Annotated in this window: 22 protein-coding genes; all 22 read right to left on the minus strand. The window is 53.1% G+C overall.

Features of this window, described 5'->3' with window-relative positions; translation table 11 throughout:
• On the minus strand, positions 1 to 1,170 hold the full coding sequence (gene aroC / locus ACI1P2_RS13185) for a chorismate synthase (RefSeq protein ID WP_355320318.1): 1,170 nt from the start codon (positions 1,168 to 1,170) through the stop codon (positions 1 to 3).
• A gap of 158 nt (positions 1,171 to 1,328) precedes the next feature.
• Positions 1,329 to 2,129: a CheR family methyltransferase gene (locus ACI1P2_RS13190; protein WP_355320319.1), complete on the minus strand. Its 801-nt coding sequence runs from the start codon at positions 2,127 to 2,129 to the stop codon at positions 1,329 to 1,331.
• A gap of 30 nt (positions 2,130 to 2,159) precedes the next feature.
• Positions 2,160 to 2,603 carry a nucleoside-diphosphate kinase gene (gene ndk, locus ACI1P2_RS13195; protein WP_355320320.1) on the minus strand — a complete coding sequence of 148 codons (444 nt, stop codon included), beginning with the start codon at positions 2,601 to 2,603 and terminating at the stop codon, positions 2,160 to 2,162.
• A gap of 120 nt (positions 2,604 to 2,723) precedes the next feature.
• Positions 2,724 to 3,698 (minus strand): polyprenyl synthetase family protein, encoded by a 975-nt coding sequence (locus ACI1P2_RS13200; RefSeq protein WP_355320321.1) that lies wholly within the window; start codon positions 3,696 to 3,698, stop codon positions 2,724 to 2,726.
• Positions 3,695 to 4,561, minus strand: coding sequence for a menaquinone biosynthesis protein (locus ACI1P2_RS13205; protein ID WP_355320322.1), 867 nt, complete (start codon positions 4,559 to 4,561; stop codon positions 3,695 to 3,697). Before ACI1P2_RS13205 ends, ACI1P2_RS13200 begins: the two co-directional genes overlap by 4 nt.
• Positions 4,524 to 5,165, minus strand: coding sequence for a UbiX family flavin prenyltransferase (locus ACI1P2_RS13210; protein WP_355320323.1), 642 nt, complete (start codon positions 5,163 to 5,165; stop codon positions 4,524 to 4,526). The genes ACI1P2_RS13205 and ACI1P2_RS13210 overlap by 38 nt, the downstream gene beginning before the upstream one ends.
• Entirely contained in the window at positions 5,162 to 6,037 is an 876-nt protein-coding gene (locus tag ACI1P2_RS13215; RefSeq protein WP_355320324.1) for a UbiA-like polyprenyltransferase, read from the minus strand. The genes ACI1P2_RS13210 and ACI1P2_RS13215 overlap by 4 nt, the downstream gene beginning before the upstream one ends.
• Positions 6,030 to 6,758 carry a demethylmenaquinone methyltransferase gene (locus tag ACI1P2_RS13220; protein ID WP_355320325.1) on the minus strand — a complete coding sequence of 243 codons (729 nt, stop codon included), beginning with the start codon at positions 6,756 to 6,758 and terminating at the stop codon, positions 6,030 to 6,032. Before ACI1P2_RS13220 ends, ACI1P2_RS13215 begins: the two co-directional genes overlap by 8 nt.
• Positions 6,759 to 6,767: 9 nt before the next feature.
• Positions 6,768 to 7,634: a heptaprenyl diphosphate synthase component 1 gene (locus tag ACI1P2_RS13225; RefSeq protein WP_355320326.1), complete on the minus strand. Its 867-nt coding sequence runs from the start codon at positions 7,632 to 7,634 to the stop codon at positions 6,768 to 6,770.
• Between the two features lie 120 nt (positions 7,635 to 7,754).
• Complete coding sequence (locus ACI1P2_RS13230) at positions 7,755 to 8,306, minus strand: hypothetical protein (RefSeq protein ID WP_355320327.1); 552 nt, start codon at positions 8,304 to 8,306, stop codon at positions 7,755 to 7,757.
• 98 nt (positions 8,307 to 8,404) lie between these two features.
• Complete coding sequence (gene mtrB, locus ACI1P2_RS13235; protein WP_355320328.1) at positions 8,405 to 8,632, minus strand: trp RNA-binding attenuation protein MtrB; 228 nt, start codon at positions 8,630 to 8,632, stop codon at positions 8,405 to 8,407.
• A 153-nt stretch (positions 8,633 to 8,785) separates the two neighbouring features.
• Positions 8,786 to 9,058, minus strand: a complete 273-nt coding sequence (locus tag ACI1P2_RS13240; RefSeq protein ID WP_355320329.1) for an HU family DNA-binding protein — start codon at positions 9,056 to 9,058, stop codon at positions 8,786 to 8,788.
• Between the two features lie 174 nt (positions 9,059 to 9,232).
• Positions 9,233 to 10,219 (minus strand): ABC transporter permease, encoded by a 987-nt coding sequence (locus tag ACI1P2_RS13245; RefSeq protein WP_355320330.1) that lies wholly within the window; start codon positions 10,217 to 10,219, stop codon positions 9,233 to 9,235.
• The gene (locus tag ACI1P2_RS13250; protein WP_355320331.1) at positions 10,209 to 11,732 is read right to left on the minus strand and encodes a sugar ABC transporter ATP-binding protein; all 1,524 of its coding nucleotides are present in this window, start codon (positions 11,730 to 11,732) and stop codon (positions 10,209 to 10,211) included. The genes ACI1P2_RS13245 and ACI1P2_RS13250 overlap by 11 nt, the downstream gene beginning before the upstream one ends.
• A gap of 74 nt (positions 11,733 to 11,806) precedes the next feature.
• Entirely contained in the window at positions 11,807 to 12,889 is a 1,083-nt protein-coding gene (locus ACI1P2_RS13255) for a sugar ABC transporter substrate-binding protein (protein WP_355320332.1), read from the minus strand.
• A gap of 180 nt (positions 12,890 to 13,069) precedes the next feature.
• Positions 13,070 to 14,548 (minus strand): stage IV sporulation protein A, encoded by a 1,479-nt coding sequence (gene spoIVA, locus ACI1P2_RS13260; protein WP_355320333.1) that lies wholly within the window; start codon positions 14,546 to 14,548, stop codon positions 13,070 to 13,072.
• Between the two features lie 381 nt (positions 14,549 to 14,929).
• Entirely contained in the window at positions 14,930 to 15,274 is a 345-nt protein-coding gene (locus tag ACI1P2_RS13265) for a 2Fe-2S iron-sulfur cluster-binding protein (protein WP_355320334.1), read from the minus strand.
• Complete coding sequence (locus ACI1P2_RS13270) at positions 15,264 to 16,016, minus strand: hypothetical protein (RefSeq protein ID WP_355320335.1); 753 nt, start codon at positions 16,014 to 16,016, stop codon at positions 15,264 to 15,266. Before ACI1P2_RS13270 ends, ACI1P2_RS13265 begins: the two co-directional genes overlap by 11 nt.
• Positions 16,017 to 16,025: 9 nt before the next feature.
• Positions 16,026 to 16,301, minus strand: a complete 276-nt coding sequence (locus tag ACI1P2_RS13275) for a stage VI sporulation protein F (RefSeq protein ID WP_355320336.1) — start codon at positions 16,299 to 16,301, stop codon at positions 16,026 to 16,028.
• Between the two features lie 64 nt (positions 16,302 to 16,365).
• Positions 16,366 to 17,406: an NAD(P)H-dependent glycerol-3-phosphate dehydrogenase gene (locus ACI1P2_RS13280; protein WP_355320337.1), complete on the minus strand. Its 1,041-nt coding sequence runs from the start codon at positions 17,404 to 17,406 to the stop codon at positions 16,366 to 16,368.
• On the minus strand, positions 17,399 to 18,010 hold the full coding sequence (plsY, locus tag ACI1P2_RS13285) for a glycerol-3-phosphate 1-O-acyltransferase PlsY (RefSeq protein WP_355320338.1): 612 nt from the start codon (positions 18,008 to 18,010) through the stop codon (positions 17,399 to 17,401). Before plsY ends, ACI1P2_RS13280 begins: the two co-directional genes overlap by 8 nt.
• Positions 18,011 to 18,021: 11 nt before the next feature.
• Positions 18,022 to 19,344: a ribosome biogenesis GTPase Der gene (gene der, locus ACI1P2_RS13290; RefSeq protein WP_355320339.1), complete on the minus strand. Its 1,323-nt coding sequence runs from the start codon at positions 19,342 to 19,344 to the stop codon at positions 18,022 to 18,024.
• Between the last annotated feature and the right edge of the window lie 56 nt (positions 19,345 to 19,400).

Below are 19,400 nucleotides of genomic sequence, written 5' to 3' on the forward strand. Positions count from 1 at the left end.
TCAGTACCTTTCCAGCTGCGCCTGGTAGGCTTCCATGTTGGCACGGATTTCCTCAATGGAATCCCCGCCGAACTTCTCAAGCAGCGCCTTCGCAATTTCCCATGCGACCACATGCTCCATGACCACGCTGGCAGCCGGCACAGCGCAGGCGTCCGAACGTTCTACCTGAGCCGTGAACGCTTCTTTTGTGTCTATATCCACGCTCTGGAGCGGTTTGTACAGTGTAGGAATCGGCTTCATGACTCCGCGCACGACCACCGGCATTCCGTTCGTCATACCGCCTTCAAAGCCGCCGAGGCGGTTCGTCCGGCGGTGATAACCGCGCTCCTCTGTATACAGAATCTCGTCATGTACCTGGGAGCCGCGCAGCTTGCCCGCTTCAAAGCCGATGCCGATTTCCACACCCTTGAAGGCGTTGATGGACATCACCCCTTGGGCAATTCGTCCATCCAGCTTGCGGTCATACTGCACATGGCTGCCGAGGCCGATTGGCACACCTTCCACAATGCATTCCACGATGCCGCCGACGGAATCTCCTTCCTTTTTGATCTCGTCGATATAAGCTTCCATTTTCTTCTCAGTCTCCGGATCGGTTACACGAACGGAAGATGCCTCGGTTACGGCGATCAGCTCGTCAATCGGCATTTCCTTGTAAGGAGCCTCGATTTCCCCGATACGGATGACCTGTCCGGCCACCTTGATCCCGAATTCGGCCAGCAGCTGGCGGGCCAGCGCACCGCAGGCGACACGAATCGCCGTTTCCCGGGCGCTTGAGCGTTCCAGCACATTGCGCAGATCCTTCAGATTGTATTTCAACCCGCCGTTCAGGTCCGCATGACCGGGACGCGGACGATGCACCCGCCGCTTCTCCTCATCAGTGCCCTCGATCGGCTCAATGTTCATAATGTTCCGCCAGTGCGTCCAGTCCTTGTTCTCTACGACAATGGCGACAGGCGCTCCTGTAGTATATCCGTGCCGTACACCACCAACGATATTGGCCGTATCTGTCTCAATCTGCATCCGGCGTCCGCGGCCGTAGCCTTTCTGGCGTCTGTGCAGCTGAAAATTAATTTCCTCAAAATTCAAGCGCAAATTGCTTGGCAGACCCTCCACAATAGCCGTCAATTGGGGTCCGTGCGTTTCCCCTGCTGTTAAGTAGCGTAAACTCATGCTGCGTTCCCCCTTTAAACTGTTAAACTGCGCATCGCTAAAATCCGTTAACTCATTATAGTACAGGGTATGCACTTTGACAAGAAATGCACTTGTTATGCAAAAAAAATCACCCCTCCCTCCAGTTGCTGGAAAAGAGGCGTGATTCGCATTCGGCATTACGATTTTTTGCGGTAAAAAAACGTCTCCGTCGCTTCAAGATGATACTGCCCCGGCGAGAAAATCTGCTCTGTGCTGCCTACGAACAGCACTCCTCCCGGACGGAGGCTTGCCGCAAACTTGTGATACAGCTGATGCTTTGCTTCTTCAGTAAAATAGATCATGACATTTCTGCAAATAATCAGATCATACCCATTCTCGAACTTGTCCAGCAGCAGGTTCTGCTTCTGGAAGCGGATCGCCCGCTTGAGCCGCTCATCGACCCGGAACATCTGTCCGTCTTGCTTGAAATACTTGTCGGCCACGTCCTTGGGCACATCCTTCAGCGAACGCTCCAGATATCTGCCCTCTTTGGCTTTGGCCAAGGCGCCTTCATCGAGATCCGATGCCAGAATGGTGCAGTCCCCCAGAATGCCTTTGCCGTCAAGCACCATCGCCAGACTGTACGGCTCCTCGCCGGTGGAGCATGCCGCGCTCCACAGCTTCAGCTTGCGATTATTTGCCAGCAGGCCGGGAAGGACAATATCCCTGAGCACCTCCCAGCGATTGGGGTTGCGCCAGAATTCCGATACATTGATCGTCATGCGGTCCAGAAATTCATAAAACAGCGTCTTTTCCTTCATCATGGCGTCATAAAACGAAACAAAGCTGGTAAACCCGTTCTTGTTGCGGAGTGTCGTTAGCCGGCGCTTCATCTGCGCTTCCTTGTATTGTGCGAGATCAATGCCTGTGCTGTCTTTGATGCTGCGGATAAATGCGCTATAGTCAGGGTCCGGCTGACCGTGTTCCAGCTCACTCATGATACCATTCCTTTGTGCAATAAGTTTTGCTTAGATCCAGGCCGCCACGCTTTTATCGTATTGAACCTCTTCATCAGGACCAAAAAAGTTGGCAATCTCCCGTTCGGCACTTTGAGGCGAGTCTGAACCGTGAATCAGGTTAAAAGGGGTGTGCGCGGCAAAGTCTCCCCGAATCGTACCGGGAAGCGCTTCACTGACCGACGTTTTGCCGATCAAAGTGCGCGAAAGAGTGATAATGTCATCCCCCTCCCAAACCATGGCGAGAACCGGTCCGGATGTAATGAAATTGACCAGATTTTCGAAAAAGGGTTTTCCCTTATGCTCCTCATAGTGTCGTTCGGCCTGCTCCCGGGTGACTTGCACAAACTTGGCGGCCGTTAATTTGAAGCCTTTGTCTTCCAGACGGCTGATAATTCTGCCGATCAGTCCGCGCTGAACACCGTCAGGTTTTACCATCAAAAACGTACGATCCATTGGCTCACTCCCTATCGCAAATACAGTTTTGGCTAGATCAACGATATTTTAACAGAAAGTTTGCAAACGTTTAAGGAATTTTTGTCACACCGAGCCCTTTTCCGGAGCATATAGGTATCCTCAGTAGGAACGGCGGGTTACGAAATGAGCAATGTCGCGCAGCGTTTTTTTGGTTTTGACCTCAGGCAGAAGATCAAGTGAATCTAAAGCTTTCTTAATATATCGGTCGGCAAGATTTTCCGCTTTAGCGATTCCATCACTTTTTTTAATCAGCTCGATGGCTGCACGCGGACTATGCCTATCTTCACACTCCCGGATCAAACTGATTTCCGCAAGCAGGGCTTCGCGCAATTCCGGCTGCTGCATGGCGTAAATAACGGGAAGCGTAATATTTCCCTGTCTCATATCGCTGCCTGGAGGTTTTCCGATCTGTTTTTCCGTGCCCAGCAAATCCAGGATATCGTCATGGATCTGAAAAGCCATTCCTACATTGTAGCCGAATGAATAGAGCAGGGAACTTATGTGCCCCGGGGCATCCGCCGCCATCGCCCCTAGCTCGCAGCTGACCGCAATGAGCAATGCCGTCTTGCGCCGGATACGAAGAAGATAATTGCGCACACTCTGATCAACATTAAAAAAGTCGCGGATCTGCTCCATCTCGCCTATGGACATCTGTACCAGCGCTTTGGACAGCACATGATGAATGGCTGGATTCGGGAGCTCTGCCACAATACTCAGCGCCCGTGCATATATGTAATCACCGGTATACATTGCAATCCGGTTGTCCCATTTCGATTTTACGGTCGGCTGCCCGCGCCGTGTCTCGGCATCGTCAATCACATCATCATGAACGAGTGAGGCCGAGTGTATCAATTCAAGCGGGACGGCGACCCGCTTGAGCTTGTGCAGATCATATTCCCCAAACTTCCCGCCAAGCAGGACAAATACAGGCCGCAGCCGCTTGCCCCCTGCCTTGAGCAGGTGCAGCGAAGTATCGTTAATCAATTCTTCCCGGCTGTCGATGCTGCGGTACAGCTCATCCTCTATGAAGTTCATATCCTTCTTCAGCAACCCGAATAGTTCCAATCGATTCATTCCTTCACCCGTGTCAGCGTATTGTCACTCCAGATTTGCAGTTTAATCTCGTGCTGCAGCAGGCCCAATTCATGAGCATATTTAAAGTACAACTCAAGACCCTGCTGCTGCCTCATTCCGAAATCATAACATAAATTTGAAAAATATCCGTGCCAATAATGCTCACTGCCTCCGATTTCCCGCACAGCCTGGTTGATGAGCGGCGTCAAGTTGCTGCGGCTGCGCTCCTTGCTTGATCGGAAGGCTTGTACAATTTCGCTGATCGCCTCCGGATCGGAAGCGGCCGCCTCGCGGCGCACAGCCCAGACGGCAAAAGTCATGCTGAAACCGGTCCACTGTTTCCACAGCTGGCCGAGATCTGTTACATAATACCCCTCGTTCTCCCAGGAAGCCTTGATCGCATGGTCTCCGATCAGCAAGCCGGCGTCGGCACGCTGCATCATTTCCGTCAAATCCGGCTCGCACGTGAAGTATTCCGGTTTTCCCTTCAAAAATTTCTCAACGAGAATTTTGAGCAAATTGACCGACGTTGCGGATGTATTGGTCAGGGCGATGGTGCCGTTGACCGCTTTTTCAAGCGGCTCGCGCGAAAACAGTAAAATCGATTTCACGGGACCGTCCGCGCTGACGGACAGATCCGGCAGCAGCATAAAGTGATCCGAGCCCTGCGCATAAGCGAAGGAAGACATTGCGCTGACCTCCAGACCTCCGTCCAGCATACGCCGGTTCAGCAAGGCCGGAACTTCTGTGACCATTTCTACAGAATGCTGTAACTGCTCCGGATGAAAATAATGAAAAACGGGCCAGGCGTTTGTATATTTAATTTTACCCACCCGTGTGGTGCGGCTGATCTCCGTCTCCATTTGTATCCCCCCATCTCGTAAACAGATGATGTTCAATTCGAAGGCTGTCAAGCACTTTGCCCACGAGAAACAACACGATGTCTTCCAGACTGCGCGGCTTGAAATAGAAAGCCGGCATGGCCGGTATGATTTTGACGCCCAGTTGCGCCAGCTTGAGCATATTTTCCAGATGGATCGCATGCAGCGGCGTTTCCCGGGGGACCAGCACGAGCGGCCGCCCTTCCTTCAGCATGACATCCGCCGCCCGGGCCATCAAATTGTCCGAGGAACCGTGGGCTACAGCAGACAGTGTTCCCATAGAACAGGGCATGATAATCATACCCTCCGCCAAATAAGAGCCGCTGGCAATCGTAGCCCCGATGTCCGTAACCGGATGGTAGACAAGAGAACCGGGACGGTCTCCGAACTTGTCGTTCAGTATGCCTTCCCGGTCAGTAACATTCCAGTCCAATTCTTCTTTCAGCACCCGCCATCCTGCGTTCGACACCACGAGATGAACCTCGAAGCCCATCGACAGCAGAACCTCTGTAAGCCTTACACCGTATATGGAGCCGCTGGCCCCTGTAATTCCGACGACAATACGTTTCCCGGCATAATAAGTCATACGTAATGGCGCACCACCAAATCAATAAGAGTGAACACGAAAACGACGATGCTTAAAATGCTGTTCATATTGAAAAAGGCGGTCTGCAAACGGCTGAGGTCGTTCGGTGTTACAATATAGTGCTCATAGAACAGTATGATATATGAAATTATCATTCCGGCCAAATACCACCAGCTCAGATCAGCCGCGAAGAACAGCAGGATAAACCCGATCGCCGTAATCACATGAAACGCGCGGGCAATTTTCAGCGCTCTGGCCACGCCAAAGCGGGCCGGAATGGAATATACGCCTTCTTTTTGATCAAAATCAACGTCCTGACAAGCGTAAATAATATCAAAACCGGCTGTCCAGAATACAATCGTAATGTACAGCACCAAAGCCGCCGTATCAAATCTTCCCGTTACTGCGATCCAGCCCCCTAACGGGGCAAGACCGAGGGTCAGGCCCAGCACAATGTGGCAAAGCCACGTGAAACGCTTCGTGTAAGAGTAAAAAACAAGCATAAAAAGTGCGACTGGAAACAGCTTAAGCGCGAGCGGGTTCAAATGGTAGGACGCCCAGAAAAGAAGGGCGAGACAGACAATTATAAAAATGATAACCTCCGACGACTTAAGCAGCCCCGCCGGAATCGCTCTGGATGCCGTCCGGGGATTTTTGCCATCAATCACCCGGTCAATCATGCGGTTAAAGCCGAAAGCGGCGCTGCGCGCCCCGAACATGGCCAGCAGAATCCAGCCGATTTCCGCCCAGGTAGGCAGCGCCCCATTGACCATGAAGGACCCGAGAATAGCCCCCATAAAAGCAAATGGAAGAGCAAATAAAGTATGCTCGATCTTGATCATTTCCGAAAAAACAACGATTTTCCTAATCATGCTGACTCTCCTTGACTCCAATATGCAGTGCTGCAATGCCCCCGGTAAGGGAATAGGCCGTTACATTCTGCAGTCCCGTCTCCCGGAAAATGCCGGCCAGCTCCTCCCTTCCCGGAAAAAGCGCCAACGAGTCCGGGAGCCATTTGTACTGCTCATATCGTTTGGCGAACAATTTGCCAAGCCTCGGCAAAATCTGTTCAAAATAAAAATAGTAAATGCCTTTAAACGGCTGCCAGGTCGGCTTGGACAGCTCCAGGCAGACGACCCGCCCGCCCGGCTTGACGACCCGCTGCATCTCCTGCAGGACTCGCCGCAAATCCGGCACATTGCGCAAGCCGAAGCCGATGGTTGCATAATCAAACGTATTGTCCGCAAACGGCAGCTCCATGGCATTGCCCTGCACGAGCGTAATCTGGCTTTGTCTTCCTTCCTGCCCGATTTTTTTCTTGCCGACTTCAAGCATGTTTTGGCTAAAATCAAGGCCGTGGATGTGCCCTGTTTCACTTGCACGGGCCATCGCCAGCGTCCAGTCGCATGTGCCGCAGCAAAGGTCGATGGCGGTATCTCCCTTTTGCACATTCATCTTCTTCATCGTAAAACTGCGCCACGCCTTGTGCCTGCGCAGGCTCAGGATGTCATTCATCACGTCGTATTTGCCTGCGATACTCTCAAATACCTCATGCACAAACTGTTCCTTCGGCCGGGCTTCACCTGATTTCATTCATTTCACCTAACCTTCCCTTACGGCAGTCCCGGGCGTATGGATGAGACGCAGGAAGGGCTCTGTCATCCGTCCGAACTCTTCCCGGTCCCTGTCGTCCGCTTCCGACAGAATTCCCCGAATCCGTCCGAGCACAGCATCCAGCTTGTCCAGCAGCAAGTCGCCTACCTTGTATTTCAGCAGCAGCTGGCGCCATGACTTGCCGTCAAGCGTTTCATTCAGCAGCAGATCCTTCTCCTCCGCCGTTCCTTTCTCCAGCAGCCTCCAGAAGGCAAAACTGAATCTGGAACGCTCGGCCGCTTCCAGCCTCGTTAATTCCTCTGCCAGCGTGTCGCACAGGCTGAATTCCTGGAGCAGGCTTTCCCACAGCTTCCGGTCAGACTCGCCAATCCATGGAGTGAAGGAAAGGAAAAGCCTCTTCTTCACGACCGCCATCCCGTTCAAATATTCCTGAGGCGGCATGAGAAGCTTGCACATGCTGCGGTACATGCTCATCTTGCTCTCATTCACATCACAGACCGCTTTGCTCAGAATCGAGACAGCATCGATACTTCCGGCCTGGGCGAGCAGCTGGTAAAAACGCCCGCTAAAATAATCTCCGGCAAGCACCTTGAGCTGCCTGGATCTCATTTTGGACGGGCTGGGCATTTCCTTTGCGGTATCGATCATATCATGGGTATCAAGCCCCATTTGTACCAATGATGTAGCAAGCGGGTACAATTCATCCCGGCCATTCTTCTGCTCGCCGCTCCGGTTGAGGAACGCAAACAGCAGACGGGCGCGGCTGTCAGGAAATGACGGCATGTCCGTGTGCTGCAGTATCATGTCGTATTCCACATATTTTTTTGCCAATTGGGGTACGCGATACGATTTCATCCTTAGCCTCCGAGCCTTTACTAAACTGTCCAATTAACTTATTGCAATACCGCCTATTATAACATAAATCACGTGGACAAGCGACTTAAGGAGCATTAAAGATTTCCTGTGTCTGCCTTTTCAGGCCGGCGGCTCGACATGGTAGCGAGTACGCCACAACTTCGTATCCGAAATACGGAACTGGCTTTTCAGCTCTTCCGGCAATTCGGGCTCTGACCAGCCTCGAAGCGCGCGCAGCGCCTCAGCCGGCCATTCATCACGCCTGATGTCCGCCGCAATAAGCAAATACCTTTTTCCGGTCCAGGGATCCTCCGCCACGATTCTGAGCAGCAGCTGCTGCACATTGCTCGTCCCGTAAAAACAGTAGCTTGCGGCTTCCGCTATATTTTCGTACACCATTGAAGGGGCCGCCGCAGTTTCCGGCATTTTCAAGTCGAGAGTCAACACCGTCTCCTTCCAGCTCACCTTGGCGATGGGCATACTCAACGAAAGCCCATTCAGCTGGTCAACCAGATTATATTCGTTCAGCTCCATCCGCGGCTGTGGCAGCAGCACAGCCCTCGTGTATTCCGCTCTGCCTGCAAAATGGTCGAGCTGCTGCAGGGCGGGAAGAAGCGCGGCCGCGCCAACCGTCAGCAGCAGCGCCCCGGCGAAAACCGTCAACCGTTTCATGACTTGTTGCCCCCTCCGCTCCTTGCCGGCTTATTTTGTCCAAGACAAGGCCTCATACCACATTGTACAACGAAAAAAAGCAGGCTATGCCTGCTTTTTCACTCTTCCGTATCTATAACGCCGTGCTTTGTCATGACAAGAGCCTTGCCACGTACCTTGATGCCGGAGGTATGCTCCGTGAACTGCACGATCAGAATCTCGCCTTTGTCGAGCTTTTCAGAGTGGTGCAGCTTTGTATCATGGCCACGAGTCAGACCGAACACCTGGCATCCGCTGCTCTTGGCTTTAATCACGACATAATCGGCACTGCCGGTTCCTTCTTCCATAACGAGTCCCTCCCGATTTCAATACCTTCATGATGCAGAAGCGCTCCTGTTTTGTCAACCTGGTGCTCAAAATTCACTTTCACATCTGAAAACGAAAGGCCGTGAATGGGATTCACGGCCTTGTCGTGCAACAATGGAAATATGTAAGAAATCTTATTTAATTCCGTCTTTGAGCGCTTTACCTGGTCTGAAAGCCGGGATTTTGCTCGCAGGGATTTCGATTTCTTCACCAGTTTGCGGGTTGCGTCCTTTACGTGCGGAACGTTCACGGACTTCAAAGTTGCCGAAGCCGACGAGTTGTACCTTGTCTCCGGATTGGAGAGCTTCGGAAATCGCGTCGAAAATCGCGTCAACCGCTTTGGTAGCATCCTTCTTGGACAGCTCCGCTTTCTCGGACACCTGATTGATCAAGTCTGTTTTGTTCATTGCCTATTCACCTCCTGAACCTAGTATGTTTTTAGAGTAATATTATCTCTTTCCGTTTTGCCATCAAATATACGTATAACCGCTTATTTTTCATCAGCATCGCCGTTCCTGCCCGCTATGCATGGCATTTCCGACGCGGAACAAGGTTTATAGTAATACATGCCAGCAACAATTTCAAGCCCGGCGGCGATTCAGCACGTAAAATGTGACGGAAAGCGCCAAAACAAGCACAATTCCCTTGATTATGTCGTGAGCGAAATACTGCACGTTCATCATCGTCAGGCCGTTCACGAGCACACCGATCAGAATGGAGCCCACGAAGGTGCCGATTACGTTCGGCTTGCCAGCCCCAAGCACGGAAAATCCTACAAATACGGCGGCTACCGCTTCCATCAGCAACGGAGCGCCCGCATCAATCTGTCCTGAGCCGACGCGCGAAGCATACAAAATGCCGGCAATGGCGGCAAACAGCCCTGAAGCGACATAGGCAAGCGTCCGTACCTTCTTCACCCTGATCCCGGACAGTCTGGCTGCCTCTTCGTTACCACCGGTGACATACATTTGCCGGCCGTATCTGGTATACGTCAAAAAGACATGCACAAGAATAACCGCAGCGATCAGCAGCACAACAGAGAACGGCAGCCCGAACCACCGGCCCTGGCCAAGCAGTAGGAATGAGGTTGGCATTTCACCCGGTGCTTTGGTCCCGTCCGGAAACTGCATATGATTATAGATTGTATAACCCTGCGCATAGGTCTTATGCACCCCGCTGACGATGTACATCACAGCCAAAGTAGCCAGCAGATCGGGAATCCTGAGCTTGACGATCATAAACGCATTCACAAGCCCGATGACAGCACCGATGGCCAGCGATGCCAAAATCACGATATACACCGGCTGCTCATACCAGATCATGAGAGAGGCGGAAGCAACGGTTGTAAGGGAGACCGTCGAGCCTACGGAGAGATCAAAGCCATCCACGATGAGCGACAGGGTCACCCCGATGGCCACAAAGGTAACGATCGCAATCGAACCCAGAATATCGGTCAGGTTATCATAAGTAAAAAAGTATGGCAATGTCAGCGAAAAGTATGCGATTACTCCTATAATGACGACTACAGCCCCATACCGGAACAGCAAATTCAACAATTTATCCTTCATGTCTTACATCCTCTCCACCGCTTGCGTACAACAGCAGCCTCTCCTGATCGGCTTCCCCGCGCGCAAACTCTTTAACGATAACACCGTCATACATGACCGCGATGCGGTCCCCGATTCCCAGCCCTTCCGCTAACTCGCACGTCAGGTAGATGACGGCTTTCCCCTTTGCCGCAAGCTCGCCGATCAGACGGAAAATATCACTTTTGGCTCCGATATCGACACCCTTGGTAGGCTCGTCAAATACGAATACTTCCGCTCCGGAGTTCAGCCATTTCCCGATGGCGATCTTTTGCTGGTTGCCTCCGCTCAGGTATTTGGCCTCCTGCCGGACGGAGGCGGCCTTGATGCGCAGCGCAGATACGAGCTGCTCGGCATGTTCCCGCTCCCTTCTGCCGTTGACGAAACCGAGCGTGCTCAGCTTGTCCAGTAGCGGCAGGCTCAGGTTGCGTTCCACGGACTCCTCGATCAGAATTCCCTGCTTGCGCCTCTCTTCGGGAACGGAGACAATGCCCTGGGCCACTCCGTCCGCCGGCTGCTTCATTTGAACGGCCTTGCCGTGCAGAAGCACAGTCCCTCCTTCCGGCCTGTCCGCTCCAGTCAGCAGCCGGGACAGCTCCGTCTTGCCCGCGCCTACCAGCCCCACGATGGCTAACACTTCACCGCTCCGGGCGTACAGATCCACACCACGCACTCTCGTTCCGCGCCGGAGAGCACGGGTCTCAATTACGATTTCACCCTGCTCGGCCTCCACCTTCGGGAATTCCTCGGCAAACGTTTTGCCAAGCATATGCGTCACGATACCGGCCGCATCAATGGATGCCGCTTCACCGGTAAATACGCGGGTGCCGTCCCGCATTACCGTTACCCGGTCGCAATGCTCCGTTACTTCGGGCAGCCGGTGTGTGATCAAAATGCAGGCGACACCGTCCCGCTTTAATTGATGGACCGTTTCAAACAAACGATTCGTTTCTTCCTGGCTGAGCGGAGCCGTCGGCTCGTCAAAAATGATGACATTTGCCTTTTGGATCAGAATGCGGGCGATCAGCACCATCTGCTTTTCGGCAAGCGTCAGATCCGCAACTTTTGCACGGACATCGATGTCCGCTTTCAGCCGGTTCAACGCTTCCCTTGCCTGAAGGCGCATGCGCGGTCCTCCCGCCCACAGTCCTCCGCCTGGGGTGGAAAGGGTGTCCAGCATAATATTTTCGGCAACAGTCAATTGGGGGACAAGCGCAGAGTCAACCTCCTGGTACACGCAATGGATACCTGCTTTTTTGGCTTCCGCCGGGGAGCCGATTCGCAGCTCGCTGCCGTTCGCATGGATGCTTCCGCTGTCCGGGCTATATGCGCCTGCTAAAATTTTCATCAAGGTGCTTTTGCCGGCCCCGTTCGCTCCTAGCAAAGCATGAATTTCCCCGCCTGATACGGTAAGATCGACATCACGGAGCGCGGCCACCCCCGCAAAGGATTTACAGATGCCGCTCATTTCCAGCCTGTAGGCACCTGAATTCATGGATTTTCCTCCTCACACAACGGAAAGGCGCGCCTTTAGCGCGCCTCCTGTTCATTCTTGAACTGTCAGACCAGTTACTTTGACGTTTCGTATTCTGCCATCCAGTCTTTCTTCCCCTGCTCGCTTTGTCCCCAGCCCTTAACATACTGGGAAAGCTCAGCCGTGGAAATTTGCTGGTCAGGCAGGGAATCGCGGTGTACATAAACCGGCTCCAGCACCACGTTAGCCTCCGGTTCATCGCCATGCAGCTTCTGGTAGGCATAACGCACCTGAACACGTCCGATATCCGTCGGATCGACCGCTGCTGAAGCTACCCATGGGCTGGCCGGATCCTGAATCATCTGCAAATCCTCGTCGCTCATATCGATACCATATACCTTGATTTCATCTCTGCCGGCCTGCTGGATCGCCCGCGCAGCCCCTTTGGCAAATTCATCCCAGGCTGCCCACACCGCCGTAATTTCACCCTTCGGATACTGCTTCAGGACAGCTTCCATTTTGGCCTGTGTATCCAGGGCCGGATTTTGCGCGCTGCCAAAGGAGGCGATCTCCTCGATCCCGGGATTTTCCTCCATAAACTTGGCATAAGACTGCTGGCGTCTTTCCATCGGTGCAAATCCTGCGACCCATATTTTTACGATCTTTCCTTTGCCGTTCAGATCTTTCTTCATCTGTTCCAGCGTAAGCTCCGCCATTTTTTGATCATCCTGGGAAAGGACCGTCGCCCCCGGCACATTAACTGCCGCGTCAAACACGACGACCGGAATGCCGCGCTCCACTGCTTTCTTCAAGCCCGGCTCGAGCAGCGAGTCGCCATGGTCTGTCAAAATGGCGTCAAAATGCTGGTTAACCGCGCTTTCAACCAGGGAGGCCATCTTCGCTTTATCGTTATCGGCTACGAATTTTGTAAGCGTACCGCCAAACTTCTTCACTTCCTCTTCCACGCCCTGTACGTATTGCTGCGAGAAAGTTCCTGTATTGAATTCCATGATCAGGGCAATCCGCTTGCCGCGCAGGTCACCACCGGCTGCAGCGGTACTCTGCTGGCCGCCCTTCGCCTCCTGCTCCGGAAGCTGGACACCGCATGCGCTCAGAAATAGGGCCATGACTGCCAGTACGGATACCATCCACATCGTTTTGGATGCTTTCAATTTCATTCTCTCTGTTCCCCCTCAAGTATGTACAACCTTTTAAATTTGATTATTAATATAGCGCGTTAAACCGACTATGTAAATAGGTTTTATGATTTTTCTTGTCACGCTTGTATACCGAATAGCTGCAAACAAAAAAACCGCAAAGAGTTCAACTCTTCACGGTTTTTCATATACGGGCATATATTACAAGATGATGGCGATCAGGCCGCCGGAGCCTTCATTAATGATACGACCCAGGGTTTCCTGCAGCTTGTAGCGGGCATTGTCCGGCATCATGGCAATTTTGCCCTGAATGCCTTCCCTTACGATCGAATGAAGCGATCTGCCGAAGATGTCGGATTCCCAAATCTTGATCGGATCGTTCTCGAAATCCTGCATCAGATAACGGACCAACTCTTCGCTTTGCTTCTCCGTGCCGATGATCGGAGCGAACTCGGATTCGACATCCACCCGGATCATGTGGATTGATGGAGCCGTCGCTTTCAGGCGGACACCGAAACGGGAGCCCTGGCGGATCAGCTGCGGTTCATCCAGCGCCATTTCAGCCAGCGAAGGAGCGGCTATACCATAACCAGTCGTCTTGACCATTTCCAGCGCTTCCGCAAACCGGTCGTATTCCCGCTTTGCATGGGCGAACTCCTGCATCATCTGCAGCAGATGGTCTTTGCCGCGGATTTCCACCCCGACCACTTCCACGAGGATTTGGTCATACAGCTCGTCAGGCGCATACAGGTCTATTTCGGCCACTCCCTGGCCCATATTCATACCGCTGAGCCCGGCGCGTTCAATAAAGTCATACTCCATGAACTGGCCGACCACCCTGTCCACATCCCGCAGCCTGCGGATATCTTTGACCGTATCTCTGACCGAATTTTCATAGTTCGTACGCAGCCAGTGCCGCTCATTCAGCACCATAACCCAGCTGGGCAGATTGACATTGACTTCGTGAACAGGAAATTCGTACAGCACCTCTCTCAGCACGCCGGTAACATCCTCTTCCGTCATCGTCGAGGCGCTGAGTGTCATCACCGGAATATCATATTTGGCGGCAAGCTCATTGCGCAGCTCAAGCGCTTCCTCGCTGCGCGGCCGGGTGGAGTTAATCACGATGACAAACGGCTTCCCGACCTCCTTAAGCTCCTCAATGACCCGCTCTTCAGCCTCTACATACGAACTGCGCGGGATTTCCGCAATCGTACCGTCAGTCGTCACCACCACGCCCAGCGTGGAGTGCTCCTGAATTACTTTGCGCGTGCCGATTTCAGCCGCTTCCTGGAAAGGGATCGGCTCTTCGAACCATGGCGTCGAAATCATGCGGGGACCGTTTTCGTCCTCATATCCTTTGGCGCCGTCCACGGCATATCCGACACAGTCCACCAGTCTGACATTCACGTCAAGCCCCTCGGCCACCTTGATTTGCACCGCATTGTTTGGTACAAATTTCGGCTCTGTCGTCATGATCGTTTTGCCGGCCGCACTTTGCGGCAGTTCATCGGTGGCCCGCAGCCGTTCAGCTTCGCTGGTAATGTTGGGAAGCACAATGGTTTCCATAAAACGCTTGATGAATGTGGATTTTCCCGTGCGGACTGCACCGACGACTCCCAGATAAATATCTCCCCCGGTGCGCTCGGCAATGTCTTTAAAAATGTCTACTTTCTCCAATGAAATCCCCTCCTCAAAAGTCTCCGAAGGAACAATGCTGCAAGAGCATCCGCTTCGTGTTCAATCAGAAGATTTGATCCCCTGCTGCGGCAGAGCAAGCACGGAAGTCGTCCGCCGCCGAGCATTCCGGCACGGTTCATGTGCTGATCGAATCGGCGTGAGCGGTCTGCACGCGTACATGAATTTGGACTGGTATCATATTATGTATATGCCCTCACGAATATGACTGCATCTATTCTATTGCATCTGGAATGGAAGAATCCCTGTTCGAATGCCCGGGCCGTTACCACAATGTATATGCTGCTTTCCGGCTGCCCATGCCTACCGGAAATGCAAAAAACCGCCCTTGGCGGTTTTGCAATGGTTTATAATTTCAGTTGTTTACCAGAGATCCTCCTCGGCCTGCCGTTCCAATTGCCGCCGTACAGCCGCCTTCAATGGGTCTTCAGGCACAGTGACTTTCGTATTCCCTGTGACCCTGGCCTGGCAGGACAGACGTGTTCCCTTTGCCAGCAGGGGCCCAAGCTTGCGATCCTCCGCGACCGTCGGCAGAGTCATTCCGGCATCTGCGGGATCCACCGTAATCTTGCACATCAGGCATGATGCCTTGCCGGCACAGCGGGTCGGTATGTAAATACCGGCTTTACGAGCAGCTTCAAGCACGGTCGTACCGGTGCGGACAGCTGTTTTCTTTCCGGCCGGAAGAAACACAACTTCATGATTCATACCGTCTTCCTCCCTTGGCCTCGATTTGCTGCCCGGCAATGATATCAGCGGTCCATGGCAGCAGAGCAGCCATCCGGCTTAAATGACTGTCTGACCAGACGTTGGTCTGCAGCAGTCTGCTCACCAGTGGTGCATGAAGGTCCGGACAACCATTCATCACCTGTGCGATGGCTTCATAACGGTCAGGCCTGTCCCGCAGCAGATTGAACATGAGCTCATGGCTTAGCGGAGTAAGCTGCAATTGCTTATCCTCCAGCTCCATAATCGGGGCATGCTCCTGCAGAACATGCTCAACCTCCAGCCTGTACATAGAGCCTCCAGCCATGATTTCAAAGCCCCCAACCAGCTCAAGGCGCAGCACGCCTACCCGGTAATGGCTAAGGAGTGATGTATAAGGGCCGCTGCAATTCAGCTCCTGCCCGTCCTCCGGGGCACCTGGAGCAGCCATGTGCAGCTGTTTGGCAGCAGTAATGTCGGCATACACATCAATATCATTCGGCTGCCGTTCCAATTTCACCTGCTGCAACAGCAGGGAGCAGCTTCCTCCCAGCAGCCATACCGGCCCAAGCCCTGTCCAGGCCTTGGATACATCAAGCAGTGCTGCAGCAAGCACCGGTATATTACGGAGCAGTTCCGACCCCTTTATGATGTTCAAAGCCGTTGCTCCTTTCCCCGCTTTGCCGATCGCCTTGGGAAAAAAGCCCACAAACCTGTCCGGTTTGCGGGCTGAACGAAAAGACAAAACGGCCGTTTATTTCTTAATCATCATCTTCATCAACCCCTCCAGACTGGAAGGATTCATGCCGCTTTTCTTGACCGCAGACACAATGTCCCTGACTGTATCTTCCGACACAGGGATATTGGCCATGGCGGACACTTGTTTGATCAACTGGCGAAGCTTTGCTTCACTTTGCAATGTCTCCGGTTTCACGGTACTGGCCAGTTTTTTGACGGCATTCTCGGATATCGATTTACCGCTTTTTTTGTTGATCGCGTTCAGTGCGTCCTTAGGAAAATTCTTGCTCACTGTCTCCCCTCCTCCGGCAATGCTCCATTCAGTGTATGAATGCCGGAAGTAAAAGGTGAGTATTCTAGGAATGCCATTGCTCCCATGTTTTTAAAGGCATAACTTCCATCTCCGTTTTTGGATCACGCCCCATGAGCGCCTCCACCGCACTGCGTACGTCCTTCTGTTCAAACAACACCTTGTACAGCTGCTCCGCAATGGGCATTTGCACGTTCAGCTTGCGGGACATGGCATAGGCGGCTTTCGTTGTCCGAATTCCCTCAACCACCATGCCCATCGCATCCAGCACCTGATCCAATGGCTGCCCCTGGCCGAGCAGCGAGCCTGCGCGCCAATTTCTGCTGTGCTTGCTTGTGGCCGTTACGACCAGGTCTCCGATGCCCGCAAGCCCGGCAAACGTCAGCGGGTTGGCCCCCATGTCTACGCCTGCTCTTGTAATCTCGGCCAGTCCGCGTGTCAGCAGGGCCGCTTTGGCGTTATCGCCAAAACCAAGACCGTCGGACATGCCTGCTCCTAGGGCAATGATGTTCTTGAGCGCCCCCGCCAGCTCCACGCCAACCTGGTCACGGTTCGTATAAACCCTGAAGTAGGAATTCATAAACAGGTCCCGGGCAGCCTCCGCGCCGTGATCATCCTGAGACGCAACGACAACGGTCGTCGGGCATTTGCGGACAACCTCTTCCGCATGGCTGGGGCCGGACAGCACTACAATTTGACCTTCCGGGCAGCCGAGCTCCTCCGCGATCACGGTCGACATCCGCTTCAGACTCTCGGTCTCAAACCCCTTGGTAGCATGCACAACGATCATACCATCCCTGTAGAACGGCTTGAAATCCGCGCATACCTGCCGCATGGCCGCAGAAGGAGCAACAATAATGACCGCTTTCGCATTCTCGGCCGCCTTGCTCATTTCCGTGACCGCTGCAATGCGGGGAGACAGCTCTGCGCCGGGCAAATACCGGCTGTTCGTGTGCCGTGTATTGATCTCTTCGGCCTGTCCCGCATTACGGGTCCAGATCGCCACCTCATGCCCGTTGTTCGCCAGCACCGAAGCAAGGGCCGTTCCCCAGCTGCCGGCGACCAGTACAGCAACCTTCTCAGCCAAGTCGATCTCCTCCCTTGGAGCCCAGTCTGTTCTCTTTGCCCTGAATCAGCTTGCGAATATTCGATCTATGCCTCCATACAGCGAATACGCAAATGATCAGGCTGCTCCAGAATAGCGGCCACGAATAACCCAGGACAAGAATCATCCATGGTGTCAGAATGACAAAAATTAACGAGCCAAGCGACACGTAACGTGTAATTACAATAGATAAAATAGCGATAATTCCGGCAATAAGCGCCGGGAAGAAGCAGAGTGTGGCAAGCACACCGATGGCCGTGGCGATGCCCTTTCCACCGCGGAAATGAAAATAGAGCGGCCAGTTATGACCGGCGATGGCGGCGATGCCGGCCAGGGCAGCAGTCCATTGCGAACCGCCTCCCAGCCAGTAGCCGAGCCATACGGCTGCAATGCCCTTGCACACATCAAGCAGCAGCACCATAATAGCCGGACCTTTGCCCAAAACGCGCAGCGTGTTGGTCGCCCCCGCATTGCCGCTGCCGTGCTGCCTTACATCTACACCCTTCATAAAACGTCCGATCAAAACACTAAAGCTGACCGAGCCCAAAAGATAGCTGAGCACTACGGCTGCAATCTGTAGAATCAAGCTGCTCTCCCCTAACCTTCATCAGACTTGTGCCGGGTAAATATGCGAATCGGTGTTCCCTCAAAATTGAAAGCGGCACGAATTTTGTTCTCCAGATATCTCTCATAGGAGAAGTGCATCAATTCCGGATCATTGACAAACACCACCATCGTCGGAGGCTTCACCGCCACCTGTGTCGCATAATTAATGCGCAGTCTGCGCCCTTTATCCGTAGGCGGAGGATTGATGGCAACTGCATCGGACACTACGTCATTCAGCAGATGTGTCTGCACTCTCATCGCATGCTGCTGCGATACATGCTGAACGACGGGAAGCAGCTTGTGCAGGCGCTGTTTCGTTTTGGCCGAAAGGAATACTACAGGGGCATAAGTCATAAAGAGAAAATGATCACGGATTTTCGTTTCGAACTGCCGCATCGTCTTGTCATCCTTCTCTACGACGTCCCATTTGTTGACAACGAACAAGGAAGCCTTGCCTGCTTCATAAGCATAACCGGCAATATGCTTATCCTGCTCGATAATGCCTTCTTCGCCGTTGATCACGACCAATACGACATCAGCGCGCTCAATGGCGCGCATCGCGCGCATGACACTGTACTTCTCGGTCGTTTCATACACCTTTCCACGCTTGCGCATACCCGCCGTGTCGATTAGCACATAACGCTGCCCATCCCGTTCAAACGGCGTATCAATCGCGTCTCGTGTCGTACCGGCTACGTCGCTCACGATGACCCGCTCTTCGCCAAGGATCGCGTTGACAAGCGAAGACTTGCCGACATTCGGGCGCCCGATCAGCGCCACGCGAATCACGTCTTCGTCATATTCGTCATCCTCCAGCTCAGGCAGGCTGTCTGTTATGGCATCCAGCAGGTCGCCAATGCCGGTTCCGTGGCTGCCGGAAACACCGATCGGATCCCCGAAGCCGAAAGCATAAAATTCATAAATCAGATCGCTGCGTTCAATATTGTCAACCTTGTTCACAGCCACAACGACCGGTTTGCCGGAACGGTACAAAATTTGCGCGACCTCCTCGTCCGCCTGTGTGACCCCTGTTTTGGCATCACACATAAATACGATGACGTCGGCTTCTTCAATGGCCAGCTCGGCCTGCATACGGATGGATTTAAGAATGACATCCTCTCCGTCAATCTCGATGCCGCCGGTATCGATGATGCTGAAAGGCTTGCCATTCCATTCGGCCACACCGTAAATCCGGTCACGGGTAATTCCGGGCTTGTCCTCAACAATGGCCAAACGATCACCGATGATCCGGTTGAATATCGTTGACTTCCCGACATTCGGACGACCTACAATCGCCACGACGGGTCTTGCCATATTGCCATTCCTCCTGTCCATTTTTCGCTACCTAATCATAGCAAAAAAATGATGTT

Origin of the sequence: Paenibacillus jiangxiensis (assembly GCF_046098255.1) — a bacterium.
In the GTDB taxonomy this organism is placed as follows: Bacteria; Bacillota; Bacilli; order Paenibacillales; family Paenibacillaceae; genus Paenibacillus; species Paenibacillus jiagnxiensis.

Excerpts from the sequence above, each read along its gene's own strand:
- ACI1P2_RS13190 (WP_355320319.1), bottom strand. The coding sequence starts at position 2,129 with ATGAGTGAGCTGGAACACGGTCAGCCGGACCCTGACTATAGCGCATTT.
- ACI1P2_RS13265 (WP_355320334.1), bottom strand. The coding sequence starts at position 15,274 with ATGAATCATGAAGTTGTGTTTCTTCCGGCCGGAAAGAAAACAGCTGTC.
- ACI1P2_RS13240 (WP_355320329.1), bottom strand. The coding sequence starts at position 9,058 with ATGAACAAAACAGACTTGATCAATCAGGTGTCCGAGAAAGCGGAGCTG.
- mtrB (WP_355320328.1), bottom strand. The coding sequence starts at position 8,632 with ATGGAAGAAGGAACCGGCAGTGCCGATTATGTCGTGATTAAAGCCAAG.
- ACI1P2_RS13210 (WP_355320323.1), bottom strand. The coding sequence starts at position 5,165 with ATGACTTATTATGCCGGGAAACGTATTGTCGTCGGAATTACAGGGGCC.
- ndk (WP_355320320.1), bottom strand. The coding sequence starts at position 2,603 with ATGGATCGTACGTTTTTGATGGTAAAACCTGACGGTGTTCAGCGCGGA.
- ACI1P2_RS13230 (WP_355320327.1), bottom strand. The coding sequence starts at position 8,306 with ATGAAACGGTTGACGGTTTTCGCCGGGGCGCTGCTGCTGACGGTTGGC.
- ACI1P2_RS13250 (WP_355320331.1), bottom strand. The coding sequence starts at position 11,732 with ATGAATTCAGGTGCCTACAGGCTGGAAATGAGCGGCATCTGTAAATCC.
- ACI1P2_RS13245 (WP_355320330.1), bottom strand. The coding sequence starts at position 10,219 with ATGAAGGATAAATTGTTGAATTTGCTGTTCCGGTATGGGGCTGTAGTC.
- ACI1P2_RS13225 (WP_355320326.1), bottom strand. The coding sequence starts at position 7,634 with ATGAAATCGTATCGCGTACCCCAATTGGCAAAAAAATATGTGGAATAC.
- ACI1P2_RS13205 (WP_355320322.1), bottom strand. The coding sequence starts at position 4,561 with ATGGAGACGGAGATCAGCCGCACCACACGGGTGGGTAAAATTAAATAT.
- ACI1P2_RS13200 (WP_355320321.1), bottom strand. The coding sequence starts at position 3,698 with ATGAATCGATTGGAACTATTCGGGTTGCTGAAGAAGGATATGAACTTC.
- der (WP_355320339.1), bottom strand. The coding sequence starts at position 19,344 with ATGGCAAGACCCGTCGTGGCGATTGTAGGTCGTCCGAATGTCGGGAAG.
- ACI1P2_RS13215 (WP_355320324.1), bottom strand. The coding sequence starts at position 6,037 with ATGATTAGGAAAATCGTTGTTTTTTCGGAAATGATCAAGATCGAGCAT.
- aroC (WP_355320318.1), bottom strand. The coding sequence starts at position 1,170 with ATGAGTTTACGCTACTTAACAGCAGGGGAAACGCACGGACCCCAATTG.
- ACI1P2_RS13255 (WP_355320332.1), bottom strand. The coding sequence starts at position 12,889 with ATGAAATTGAAAGCATCCAAAACGATGTGGATGGTATCCGTACTGGCA.
- ACI1P2_RS13220 (WP_355320325.1), bottom strand. The coding sequence starts at position 6,758 with ATGAAATCAGGTGAAGCCCGGCCGAAGGAACAGTTTGTGCATGAGGTA.